Annotated in this window: 11 protein-coding genes; 9 read left to right on the top strand and 2 right to left on the bottom strand. The window is 43.8% G+C overall.

The features are described from left to right. The first annotated feature begins 574 nt into the window (after positions 1-574). The 5 genes from KHB02_RS26720 to KHB02_RS26700 all read left to right on the top strand — a co-directional run bounded on the left by KHB02_RS26720 (position 575) and on the right by KHB02_RS26700 (position 6560). Complete coding sequence (locus tag KHB02_RS26720) at positions 575-1309, top strand: sulfite exporter TauE/SafE family protein (RefSeq protein WP_213147645.1); 735 nt, start codon at positions 575-577, stop codon at positions 1307-1309. A 163-nt stretch (positions 1310-1472) separates the two neighbouring features. Further along, positions 1473-2462 carry a LacI family DNA-binding transcriptional regulator gene (locus tag KHB02_RS26715; RefSeq protein ID WP_213147644.1) on the top strand — a complete coding sequence of 330 codons (990 nt, stop codon included), beginning with the start codon at positions 1473-1475 and terminating at the stop codon, positions 2460-2462. 230 nt (positions 2463-2692) lie between these two features. Beyond that, complete coding sequence (locus tag KHB02_RS26710) at positions 2693-4096, top strand: sucrose-specific PTS transporter subunit IIBC (protein ID WP_213147643.1); 1404 nt, start codon at positions 2693-2695, stop codon at positions 4094-4096. A 65-nt stretch (positions 4097-4161) separates the two neighbouring features. After that, the gene (locus KHB02_RS26705; protein ID WP_213147642.1) at positions 4162-5628 is read left to right on the top strand and encodes a glycoside hydrolase family 32 protein; all 1467 of its coding nucleotides are present in this window, start codon (positions 4162-4164) and stop codon (positions 5626-5628) included. After that, a complete protein-coding gene (locus KHB02_RS26700; RefSeq protein WP_213147641.1) occupies positions 5625-6560 on the top strand; it encodes an aminoimidazole riboside kinase in 936 nt (311 codons plus the stop codon). Before KHB02_RS26705 ends, KHB02_RS26700 begins: the two co-directional genes overlap by 4 nt. Before the next feature lie 62 nt (positions 6561-6622). Here the strand turns inward: KHB02_RS26700 and KHB02_RS26695 are convergent, their stop codons facing one another. After that, a complete protein-coding gene (locus tag KHB02_RS26695; protein WP_213147640.1) occupies positions 6623-7594 on the bottom strand; it encodes an NAD(P)H-dependent flavin oxidoreductase in 972 nt (323 codons plus the stop codon). A gap of 149 nt (positions 7595-7743) precedes the next feature. Continuing rightward, positions 7744-8922: an SLC45 family MFS transporter gene (locus KHB02_RS26690; protein WP_213147639.1), complete on the bottom strand. Its 1179-nt coding sequence runs from the start codon at positions 8920-8922 to the stop codon at positions 7744-7746. Positions 8923-9171: 249 nt separating this feature from the next. Between KHB02_RS26690 and KHB02_RS26685 the strand changes: the two genes are divergently transcribed. The 4 genes from KHB02_RS26685 (at position 9172) to KHB02_RS26670 (ending at position 13003) form a co-directional block, all read left to right on the top strand. Next, entirely contained in the window at positions 9172-9936 is a 765-nt protein-coding gene (locus KHB02_RS26685) for a YhfC family intramembrane metalloprotease (protein ID WP_213147638.1), read from the top strand. Positions 9937-10115: 179 nt separating this feature from the next. Then, on the top strand, positions 10116-11090 hold the full coding sequence (locus tag KHB02_RS26680) for an efflux RND transporter periplasmic adaptor subunit (protein ID WP_213147637.1): 975 nt from the start codon (positions 10116-10118) through the stop codon (positions 11088-11090). 58 nt (positions 11091-11148) lie between these two features. Further along, positions 11149-11859, top strand: coding sequence for an ABC transporter ATP-binding protein (locus KHB02_RS26675; RefSeq protein WP_277398395.1), 711 nt, complete (start codon positions 11149-11151; stop codon positions 11857-11859). Continuing rightward, positions 11837-13003: an ABC transporter permease gene (locus KHB02_RS26670; RefSeq protein WP_213147636.1), complete on the top strand. Its 1167-nt coding sequence runs from the start codon at positions 11837-11839 to the stop codon at positions 13001-13003. The genes KHB02_RS26675 and KHB02_RS26670 overlap by 23 nt, the downstream gene beginning before the upstream one ends. Positions 13004-13027: the final 24 nt, after the last annotated feature.

Genomic DNA, 13027 nt, shown 5'->3' with positions numbered 1-13027 from the left:
GAGAAGGAAAAAGGAAGCTTAGGTAGTTATGAGGGCTTCATAACGCCTGGACGAGAAGGAAAAAGGGAGCTTAGGTAGTTATGAGAGCTTCATAACGCCCTGGCGAGAAGGAAAAAGGAAGCATCGGTAGTTATGAGAGTTTCATAACACCCGGGCGAGAAGGAAAGAGGAGGCATCGGTAGTTAAGGGGGCTTAATAACACCGGGTAGGAAGAAAAGAGGAAGCTTCAGTAGTTATGAGAGTTTGATAGAGTCCGGCAGCTGTTCAAAGTGCAAAATTCTTCAAATATTTTTTATGAACTTGGCCATTTTCTTATGAGAAGATGAAATCCCCTTCATTAACTGCAAGGTTTGCCCGGTGACATACTTTAAATCGTCACTGGCGAGGTAAACATTGGCCGTGTTGCGAGTACATGGGCATTGAACTTAAAACACACTATATGTGGCTGAATCCCGCGGGGTCCCCGACTGCCTATTCCATAAGTAATTCTTATTCTTTTTCATAATAACTGTGAAATTTCTTTATCGAGGGGACAGGAATATACTGGTAGTGAAGTAACAAGGGGGTGTAAAGGATGGAATATATCTTGCTTTACATGATTGGAATCTGTGCCACAACGCTTGGGACGCTTGCCGGCGGGGGCGGACTCATCAGCCTCCCTGCCATGCTGATATTAGGGCTGCCAATCCACTCTGCTATTGGTGCGAACAAAGTATCCAACACGGTTAGTTCTTTTTCGAGCTTTTACCATCTTTATAAAAAAAAGGAAATTTCCTTAAAGGAAGCAATCTGGATTATTCCTGTCAGCCTCGGCGGCGGGGTCACCGGCGGCTTCATCGCATCCCATATATCGGGGGAAAATATGTACATCATCGCTATTATTTTGCTTATTTTCGCTTTTATCGCTTCCTTTAAGGGGAAAGGGAATTTCGCCGGCACGGAACCGTTAAAGATGAACAAGGTCAGTGTGCCAGGCTTGTTTGGAATCGGATTGTATGACGGCCTGTTTGGCCCGGGACAAGGAACGCTGATGCTTTATTTGTTCGGCTATTTGAATATTGCCTATCTTCGCGCGGTGGCTTTGGTGCGGCTCGCCACTTTTTCCAGCTGCTTTGGCGCTGCTATTTCCTATATCTCTACTGGAAAAATCATTTGGCCGATGACGTTGGCGCTCCTGCTCGGATCCCTATCAGGGGCACAAATCGGTGTCCGCATTGCGGAAAAACTTAAACCGAAGTATGTAAAACCTATCTTGCGAGTTGTAACGATTGGTCTCATATTTCAAATATTTATAGATAAAGTTATATAGTTTAAATCAAACCTTCTAAACAAAAACGGATAAATGTGTATATTACAGATATGGAGGAAATGATTTTTTAAAGGAATATGCTTTTCAATGAACTAGTCGTTTTTCTTTCAAACTCATTTGTGTAAAATAATCATAAGACCAATTCTTGAAGTGGGGGTTATTTGTGATTACGATAAAAGAAATTGCTGAACGGGCAAACGTTTCTCGGACAACCGTTTCTAGAGTATTAAATAATTCGGGGTACGTTAGTGAAGAAGCAAGAAGAAGAGTGTTAAAGGTTATTAAAGAAACAGGATATATTCCAAGCGAGAATGCAAAGTCACTTAGGACGAAAAAGACAAAGGTCATTGGTGTCATTCTTCCGAAAATCAGTACAGAGACCTCAAGCCGCCTTGTTAAAGGGATGGATGAAATCTTAGCGAAGGAAGGCTATCAGATCCTTCTGGCCAATACAAACCTTGATCCTAAGAAGGAGATAGAATATTTAAAGCTGTTGAAAAGCCGGCATGTAGATGGAATTATTCTCTCGGCGACAAATGTCAATCGGTCTTTGGTGGAGGAAATTTATCAATTAAAAATCCCGTTTGTCACAGTTGGACAATATATTTCTGGCCTTGCTAATGTCGTTTTTGATGATTATCAGGCTTCTAAAGACATGGTCCATCTCTTGATGAATAAAGGTCATGAACGGATTGCCTTTATTGGTGTTGACGAAAAGGACCGCGCTGTAGGATATTTACGAAAGGCCGGCTATTTAGATGCGATGAAGGAAAATAGTTTAACAGTTGAAGACTGCTGGGTTCAAAAAGGGGAATTTAATTCTGAATCTGGTTATGAATGTATGAAATCAATCATCGGGCATTCAAAAAATAGGCCGACAGCTGTGGTAGCTGTAACAGACAGACTTGCTATCGGTGCCATGCAGTTTTTAACTCAGATTGGACTTTCCATTCCTGCAGATATTGCAATAGCTGGAATGGGTGCTTCGGAACTTTCGAGATATATCACTCCAGCTCTAACAACGATTGATTTTTCAATGGAAGAGACGGGACGTGAGGCCGCGTCATTAATGCTGGAACAGATTAGTGGGGGAAATTACCACGAAGTAATGAAAACAATTAGTTATAGACTTCTAGAACGAGCCAGTATATAATGATTGTGTAATCGATTCCATAAAATCATGTTAATCGATTACACTAATTTTTAAGTATTTGAGGAATCGATTCCACAAATGATTCCAAATTTTTTTCTAAAACATGTAATCGATTCCACAAACAACGGGCCAGGATAAAGTCTGCTTTTAGAAATATACTAAAAGAGACCTAATTATTTTTTTTGGCAAATGTGTAATCGATTCCACTTTAAAAAATAGGGGTGAATAGTATGTCCGAAAATCGCAAAATTGCAGAAGAAGTAATTGTAGCAGTCGGGGGTAAGGAGAATATTCAGTCCGTTGCCCATTGTGCAACAAGACTTAGAATCATGGTCAATGATAAGGAAAAGATCAACCAGGAACAAGTAGAAAACATCAATAAAGTTAAGGGTGCGTTTTTTAACTCTGGACAATACCAAATTATTTTTGGAACTGGTACCGTTAATAAAATTTATGAAGAAGTGTCAACCATGGGTCTTGATACCAAATCCGCCTCAGAACAGAAAAAAGAGGCAGTGAAAAGCGGCACAAAATTTCAAAGGGCTATCCGAACCTTTGGGGATGTGTTTGTCCCGATTATCCCGGTGCTCGTGGCAACAGGTCTGTTTATGGGTCTCCGCGGCCTGGTCATGCAGGAGCAGGTTTTGGCATTATTCGGGATGAAGCCTGAGGATGTCTCGCAAAACTTCCTATTATTTACTCAAATCCTTACAGATACGGCCTTTATCTTTCTGCCAGCACTTGTTGCTTGGTCTACGTTTAGGGTATTTGGCGGTACACCAATCATAGGATTGGTGCTTGGGTTGATGCTTGTCAGCCCGTCACTCCCTAACGCATGGGGAGTTGCCGGCGGCGATGTCGAACCGCTTAAATTCTTTGATTGGATTCCGGTCGTCGGTTATCAAGGCTCCGTGCTGCCAGCCTTTATCGCCGGAATCATTGGAGCAAAGTTGGAGCGGTCCATTCGTAAGCGTGTTCCCGAGGCTTTGGATTTAATCGTCACTCCGTTTCTGACATTACTTGTAATGATAGCATTATCGTTGTTAGTAGTTGGGCCAATTTTTCACATTGTAGAACAAAATATTTTATCTGCAGCAACAGCGGTTCTGTCTTGGCCGTTTGGCATCAGCGGTCTGTTGATTGGCGGTTTGAATCAGTTGATTGTTATTACCGGTGTGCACCACATATTCAATATGCTGGAGATTCAGCTGCTAGCTCAGTACCATAACAATCCTTATAATGCGATTGTAACCTGTGCAGTTGCTGCACAGGGTGGAGCGGCCCTCGCAGTCGGATTAAAGACAAAATCTACAAAATTAAAAGCGCTGGCTCTTCCTTCTTCCTTGTCAGCATTCTTGGGTATTACCGAGCCGGCTATTTTCGGTATAAACCTACGCTACGGCAAACCATTTATCATGGCTTTAATTGGTGGTGCAGCAGGTGGATTTTTGGCTTCCATTTTGGGCTTAAAGGGAACAGGGATGGCGGTCACCGTTATTCCGGGAATACTCCTTTATCTAAACGGCCAAATTTTGCAATATATTTTAGTTAACCTTGTAGCAATTGGAGTTGCCTTTGTCCTCACATGGATGTTTGGTTTTTCAGATAAGGAAAAGAAGGAAATGGAACAGTAAGGTTTAAAGTGTCAAAAAAAGGCAAGCTTGTTTCTTGCCTTTTCTTTTTAAAGGGAGGTACGGTTATGACAGCAAAAGAAGTTCAGCTGATGCAGCAGGCTTATAATGAAGTGGTAAAGTATAAGGATAAGGTCAGCAGCGATCCGTACAGGTTAGACTATCATCTGATGCCTCCGGTTGGCTTATTAAATGATCCAAATGGGTTAATTCAATATAAAGGTGTTTACCATGTATTTTATCAGTGGAATCCGTTTGCCACCACTCATGGAGCGAAGTACTGGGGGCATTACAGTTCAACGGATATGGTTCACTGGCGCCTGGAACCGATCGCTCTAGCACCAAGAGAATGGTACGAACGGAACGGCTGTTACTCGGGCAGCGCTGTGGAGGAGAATGGCCTGCTCTATCTCTTTTACACAGGGAATGTCAAGAATGAAGACGGGACCCGCGAAACCTATCAATGTCTTGCTGTTTCTTCCGATGGGATTCATTTTGAAAAAAAAGGTCCGGTACTCAGGCTGCCGAAAGGTTACAATGCCCATTTTCGCGACCCGAAGGTTTGGCGGAGCAATGATCGCTGGTATATGGTTGTCGGTGCACAAACTCATGATGAAAAAGGGGAAGCCGTCCTATTTACTTCAACGGACCTTTATAACTGGGAGAAGGTTGGCAGAATGGCTGGCTCAGGACTTAATGGTTTGGGAAATTTCGGCTATATGTGGGAGTGCCCGGATCTTATTCACTTGAATGGGAAAGAGGTCTTGCTGGTTTCCCCTCAAGGACTGAAACCAAGAGGGCATTTATATCATAATTTGTTCCAATCTGGATATTTTGTTGGCCAGTTAGATTATAGGAATGGAAAGTTCCGGCATGGAGATTTCGTAGAGCTTGACCGCGGCTTTGACTTCTATGCCCCGCAGACCTTTACCGATGAGAAAGGCAGAACTGTTTTGTATGGATGGATGGGGATTACGGATGAGGATGAACAGTCACAGCCAACTATTTCAAACAACTGGGTGCATGCCTTGACCTTGCCAAGAAAAGTGGAACTAATTGGTGAGAAAGTCTACCAAAGGCCGTTAGTGGAGCTTGAAAAGCTTCGGAAAAATCAGGTAAGGCATCAGAATGTAAAAGTAGAAGGTAAACAGGTGGAGTTAGCTGGTGTCAACGGCACGCCATTGGAATTATTGCTGAATTCAGTGCGGGTAGGGAAAGGAAAATTCGAGGTCACCCTTCGTAATGAAGCGGTGCTAAGCTATGATGCGGACAAACAGGAAATGAGTTTGCAAAGAACGAATGTTAAAACGAAGCAGCCGGAAATCAGAACATGTAAACTCTCTTCATTGTCTAATCTGCAAATCTTTATGGACCGTTCTTCTATAGAAGTTTTTATTAACAATGGGGAGGAAGTGTATACGGCCCGCTATTTTCCAGCACCAGACGATTTATCGATTTCCTTCAAAGGGAACGCGATCTTTGATTTAACAAAGTGGGATCTTGAAAAAATAAAGATAGCAGGAGGGTTATCATGAACGGGGTATTGTGTTTAGGCGAAGCGTTAATTGATTTCATTCCACTCGATGCGGAAAATGAAACGTATCAAAAAGCTCCCGGCGGAGCTCCTGCAAATGTTTCTGTCGGCATTGCCAAGCTGGGGGGAGCGGCCACATTCATCGGAAAAGTCGGCGATGATGTGCTGGGGCAGTTTCTAAAAGAAACATTGGACGGGTACGGTGTCAATACCGGTCCGATGGAGTTTACAGATGAAGCGAGAACAGGGGTCACGTTTGTTACATTAGAGCCATCCGGGGAGCGGCATTTTAGTTTTTACATTAATCCAAGCGCCGACCGTTTCTTACGCAAAGAGGAAATAGACCCGTCTTTATTTCAACAACATAAGATTTTCCATTTTGGTTCAATTTCGTTGATTAGTGAGCCCGCAAGGTCAGCAACCTTATGGTCGGTGAAACAGGCGAAGAAAACGGGTATGCTTATTTCCTATGATCCGAATCTGCGCCTAGGTCTCTGGGATTCCGAAGAGCAGGCGATGGAGACGATCCTAACTGCACTTCCAATGGCGGATGTATTAAAGGTTTCGGATGAAGAGCTCAGCTTCTTGACAGGCTGCAGTAACTGGGAGGAAGGAATTGCCCAATTGCCTGATTTGCCGCTTATCTTGGTGACATTAGGCGGCCAAGGCTGCATCTGGCATTTTAAGGGGAAGACAGGAAAGGTTGAGGCGCTCGATTGCAAGGTCGTAGATACAACAGGTGCAGGGGACGCTTTTGTTTCCGGAATCCTTTATTCGATAAATGAATCCGCAAAACCACTTATGGAACTATCGGAAACAGACATCGTAGAAATCGTCCGTTTTGCTGCTGTCTCAGGGGGCCTAGCCACTACAAAAAAAGGGGCTATGACAGGCCTTCCCAACTTGCAAGAAGTTCAAAACCTACTAAAGTGAAACATGGGGACGGTTCTCTTGCTCATTTTTTAAAATGAGGCAGAAGAACCGTCCCCATGCACTCAAACACAAGCTTCGTATTCTCTCATAATGTTGCTAATAATGGTTTTGACCGGCAGGATTTCTTTGATTTCATGAACTCTTGCACCAGCGAAAACAAGGCCGTTCTCACTATCCCCATTCATGGATGTAATCAACGAATCCAGTGTGCAAAAACGATAAGAACAATTCTTCAGGCAATCAATGCAATGCTTTATTTTCACCTTTTTCTCATCTGAAATGAGTTCGGTAAAATGGTTTTTAATCATACGTCCTTGGAGGCCAACTGTGGTTTTGAGCAAAATCGTATCTTCCCGACGGGCATGAACATATTTTTCCTTAAATGATAACGGTGCATCACACTCTTCGCTGGCTACGAACCTAGTGCCCATTTGGACTCCTGATGCTCCCATCTTTAAGGCGCGAGCGAGGTCCTCACCTGTCAAAATGCCGCCGGCAGCAATGACGGGAATCTTCACTGCGTCTATTACTTCTGGCAGGATATCGAATAAAGGCCTGTCTGTACCAAGGTGCCCGCCGGCTTCAAAGCCTTCAACCACAACAGCGGAAGCCCCAAGGCGTTCAGACATCTTCGCAAGCCTTGCTGTAGAAACAATCGAAATGACGGGAATGCCCGCTTCTTTACCCCAGGCATACATATCCCTTGAAATTCCTGCTCCTGATATGATGAAATCAACCTTTTCTTCAATGGCTGCTTTCATTTTTTCCGCAAAGTCATTCATGGCAAATAGAACATTAACACCAATATAACCAGTGCCCGTTATACTTTCCCTCGCTTTTCTAATATGCAATCTCATTTCCTCGACCGTAATCCCTGTTCCTGAGATAATTCCAATGCCCCCTGCGTTTGCAACTGCTGATGCCAGCTTACTTAAAGAAATTCCTACTCCCATACCGCCTTGCATGATAGGAAATTTGGGCATCATGTGACCTATTTTCAATTGCGGGAAATTCAAGAAAAAACCCCATTTCATTTTAATTTTGAAGGAATTTACACCTTCTCATTGTAGCAATAGGGTTTCCATAATGCAGTGAGTTAATTAACACCTGGTACTAATGGTTGATAATGTTTTTATGGTTTGTCACAGAATGTTCAAATTTGCGGACAATCCAACCAGGAATCTTAATGAACTGAATGAGAGACCGACTCCAAATTCTTAACTTTAAGTATGCAGGCCAACGCAAACAGCATACTTACTGCAGCTGCAAAGAATAACATCCTAAATCCAAAGTGGTCAATCAGCAGACCTAAAACTGGCGGGGATACGATGGCAGCAAGGGAGGAAACCAAATAATATAAGCCGGTTCGGGTCCCGTTTCTGTGTTCACTCCCCGTTGAAACCACATAAGGATAAGCATTGATATTGATGCAGGCCCAAAACATTCCCCCGGCGACGAGAAAGAACCTCAAGACTAACACGGAGTCCACCCAATTTAAGAAGAGAAAGACAAAGAACAACCCGATGACTCCAATTAAGATTACCTTTTTCTCCCCATATTTAGCGCCAAAAAACCCGCTTGGAATCGAGGATAGGACAAAGCTTAATGAAAAGAACGCTAACGAGAAGGCGGAATCACTTCTCGACAAGCCAAGTTCTTTCACCCCATACAAGGTAAATAACGCCTCCATCCCTTGGATCGCCACAAACCAAAAGAAAATGGCCGCCAGTAAAAAAATCGTGGGTGAGTTCAGTTCGCCTTTGTAATCTATCTTAGAAGCAGTCGTCATGGTAACCGGTAAAGAATCGCGGTTTTCCTTAATATTTTTAAACAGAACCCATAACGTAACGATTAAAACCATCCCCACCAACAGAAATGGCAAGGATTCATGAACATTAAACAAAAATGCCCCCACACTGAAGGCCAAGATGGCCCCTAGGCCGCCCATGAAATTAATGATCCCGTTCGCCTTGGTACGCTGATATTCTGGTGTAATGTCGGGCATCAGGGCTATGGTGGGTGAGCGGAAAATGGCCATTGATAAGTTCATACCAACCATGAAAAGGATTAACGTGAAAAGATTATGATGGAAAGGAATTAGCGCGATAAAGAGGGCTGCTAGTGGAATGCCGATCAGCAGGTAGGGCATGCGTCTTCCGAAGCGTGTCTCGGTCCGGTCACTGAGGCTGCCTACATAGGGCTGTATAAAAAGGGCTAAATAATTATCAATCGTCATAAGAAAGCCAATTAAAGCCGTGCTTTCCAGATAATCGTTCAGAAAGAACGGGACAAAGCCATTATACAAAGACCAGCCGATACTAATGCTGAAAAATCCGAACCCTAACAGCCATGTTTTTCGCAAGAGAAAACCTCCCCTCGGCAGCTGATTCTTTTGTCCTATATCGAAAGCATGCCTCATAAACCTATTAATGCGAATGTTATTATCATATGCCGCACCTTCATTCTTTTGCATGATTTTTTCATATCTTAATAGGGAAGAGCCCGATAAAAGAAAATTTCCAAATAACAATTGACAGATATTAGAAAAGATATTATTATCATTATTGAGAATGATAATAATAAAAACAGAGGGTTCAAAGGGGAGATTAAAATGGTAAGTACGGCAAAGATTGTTGCGATGTTTGTGCCAATTATCTTTTCGTTTGTATTATTTATTGGATTGATTTTGTTCTATAGAAAGAGAACCGGGGTGTCTGCAAAGCCGGTGATTTTAGGGGCAGTTGGTTTTATTGTGTTCACCCAAGTGCTGGAAAAGATTTTGCATGTGGTTGTAATCACAAACTTCCCCAATTATGCTGACCATCCTTGGGCATGGGGAACATACGGCGCATTTGCAGCGGGGCTTTTTGAAGAATTGGGAAGGTTTATATTATTTACATGGCTTTTGAAAAAATTCCATGACTATAAAGGCGGAATCTCGTTTGGAATTGGCTGGGGCGGGATTGAGGCAATCCTTCTAATGCTGATGGTTTGTGGTCAGGCTTTAATTTTTTCCGTTATGCTCAATGCAGGAACATTTGAAAGCTCAATGGCCCAGCTGCCAAGCGACCAGGTTTCAGCCATTAAAGATGCTATTCTAAGTCAAGGAACAGACTTTTATTACTTTGCCAGCCTTGAACGTTTCTTAGCAGTCTTCCTGCAAATGGCATTAAGTTTGCTAGTTTTATTGGGTGTTTCAAAGAAGAAATTCTCCTACGTGATTTTGGCTGTTCTCATCCATGCTGGGATTGACTTTCCAATTGTATTTGCGCAAGTTGGCCACATGACAAACCTGTGGATTATTGAAGGATACCTGGCTGTCATCGCCATCGGCTCAGTCATCTTTATCAAAAAAGCCAAAAAGATGTTCGTTTGATTCCGACCAATAGAATAATAGGAAATGAGAGACCTGGCCAAAGTGCGGTAACACGTTTACCGCTCCGAGACTCAGGTCTTTTTTTTTAAGGAAAAGTTAAGGAAGGGATTTGATAATAGGCTTATCCAAAAATATGTTTCCGGCTGGGCTTTACCGGATATGAAAAGGAGTAAGCAAAGATGAAAAAATGGATCCTTATTGCAATTAGTGTGCTGATTGTGGGGTATGTCGGTTATCAGTGGTATCACTCCAAAAATGCCACGCAAGCCGCATCGGCACAAGTCCGGACTGCAACCGTACAAAAAGGTAAGTTAGAAGTGAAAATCAGCGGGTCGGGTGCGGTCCAGCCGGTGACAAGTACTGACATTAAGTCAAACGAAAACAATAAAATTATCGATGAAGTATTGTGGTCTCCCGGTGAGGAAGTAAAAGCAGGTGAAGAATTAATCACTTATACAGATGGAAGCGACCCTGTCACGGCACCAGCAGATGGTATGATCACTTCTTTTTCTGTTGCTGCAGGTGATCGGGTTACACAAGGACAGGTGGTTGCCCACTTAACGAACTATAAAGACTTACAAACCGTCGTACAGGTCGATGAGCTGGATATAACCAAGATTCAAGTGGGACAAGCGGTAAACATAAAGGTTAATGCTCTGCCTGATCAAACTTTCACAGGTAAAGTGTCGGCAGTGGCTAATGAAGGGACATCATCCAATGGTGTGTCCACATTCGATGTCACCGTTCATTTTGATCAAATTGATAACCTGAAAGTCGGCATGAGCACGGAAGTCAGCATTCTGACAGCAAGTAAAAAGGATGCCCTCTATGTTCCACTTGATGCGGTCCATACAGCAAATGGTGAGAAATATGTCATCGTTGCTTCAAACAGCTCAAATGGTCAATCAGAACAAAAAACGGTAAAAACCGGGTTAGCAAATGAAGATTATGTAGAAATCACAGAAGGTGTTTCAGAAGGGGATATCCTTCAGTTACCTCAATTGGCGACAGACAGCTCGTCTACCACGAATACCCGCGGAATGATGCAAGGCGGGTTTGGAGCAGGCATGGGCGGCATGGGCGGCATGGGCGGTTTTAATCGCAGCAACGGAGGTGGACAATGGCGGTCCGGCGGAGAAAGGAGCGGGAACTAATGCGCAGGCAAATGGTTCCGTTCCGAAATTTTACGGCCTCAGAAGGGAGTAGTCAGTAATGGGTCAACCAATTATTCAAATCACCAACCTAATGAAAACCTATAAGCTGGGCGGAGAAACAGTTCACGCCTTAAACAATGTATCTATTGAAATTGAAAAAGGGGAATTTCTAGCGATCATTGGCCCGTCAGGTTCGGGAAAGTCAACTTTGATGAACATGATCGGCTGTCTTGACCGTCCCCAGTCCGGAAAGTACTTGTTGGATGGCAAGGACATTGGCAAGATGAATGATAACCAGTTGGCGGTAATCCGCAATCAAAAAATTGGCTTTATTTTTCAAAACTTTAACCTGTTAACAAAATTAACGGCTCTTGAAAATGTCGAACTGCCATTGTTGTATGCAGGTGTTCCGGCAAAGGAACGGAAAGCTAGAGCAATGGAAAGCCTAAGCAAGGTTGGTTTGAAGGAGCGGGCCGGGCACCTGCCTACCCAGCTATCCGGCGGTCAGCAACAGCGGGTTGCAATTGCCAGAGCATTGGCCGGAAATCCTTCCATCCTTCTTGCCGATGAGCCAACAGGTGCCCTTGACAGCAAGACAAGTAAGGAAATTCTTAGCTTAATGAAAGAACTTAACGAATTAGGCCATACCATCATTTTGATTACACACGATTTGGCCATAGCGAAGCAGGCAGGGAGAATGGTCAGCATCCAGGATGGACAGCTTTTGGAAAATGGGGGTGAGCTGATTGGGAATATGGCAATCTATTAAAATGGCACTCCGCAGTATCCAAAGCAATAAGCTCAGATCGGCCCTCACCATGCTGGGGATGATTATCGGGGTATCCTCAGTGATTGTGCTTGTATCGATTGCCCAGGGTTCGGCTCAGAACGTTACCAGCAGGATTAATCAGCTTGGTACAAACCTGTTAACCATCAATACGTTTGGAACGGATTTAGCTTTAACGGAAGATAAAATCAGTGAACTTAGTAAATTGAATGGTGTCAAAGCCATTTCTCCTGTTGTTTCGGGCCGCGTCAATGTGAAAAAGGATAAAACCGCTTCGCAGGTATCGGTGACGGGGACTAATGCCGCTTATTCGGATGTGCGCGACACAAAGGTTAAGCAAGGACGTTTTATCACCGACCTTGATATTGAATATCGGCAAAAAATTGCTGTGATCGGCTCGGAAACAGCATCCACCTTTTTTGGAGCGGAAAACCCAGTCGGGCAATACATTCAGATAGAAGGAACTTCTTTTAAAGTTGTCGGGGTGCTCGCATCAAAAGGAAGTTCAATGGGACAGGGCGGCGACAACACCATTATCGTTCCGCTTAGCACTGGTCAGCGCTTAGTGAAAAGCACAACCATTAACCAGGTGTACTTGCAAGGAAAAAGCGAGGACCAAATGGATGCGGTCATGAATGAAGTGAAACTGGCGCTTGCTGGAATGTATCCAAACAAAAGCGATTCCTACAGCGTCACTAACCAAAAGGATTTGATGGATACGATGAGCTCCGTAACGAATACGATGACGATGATGTTGGGCGGAATCGCCGGAATTTCTCTGCTTGTTGGCGGGATTGGAATCATGAATATCATGCTCGTCTCGGTTTCAGAACGGACGAAGGAAATTGGGATCCGCAAGGCGATTGGCGCCAAACGGCGAGATGTGCTGCTGCAATTCCTGATTGAGGCGGTTGTATTAAGCGGCGTCGGGGGATTGATTGGGATCCTTGCCGGCGTGGGATTAGGAAAGCTGCTGTCATCGCTGTTTAGTTTAACAGTGTCGTTCACCTCTTCGGTGATGATTGGTTCGTTCCTCTTCTCGCTGGTGGTTGGTGTCATCTTCGGGGTGTTCCCGGCCAATAAAGCGTCAAAACTAAACCCTATCCAAGCCTTAAGGTACGAATAAGTTGTTTGTATTTAAGCGGCCCTT

Origin of the sequence: Neobacillus citreus (assembly GCF_018343545.2) — a bacterium.
Classification (GTDB): Bacteria; Bacillota; Bacilli; order Bacillales; family Cytobacillaceae; genus Neobacillus; species Neobacillus citreus.
This window is presented reverse-complemented; position numbering and strand designations above follow the sequence as displayed.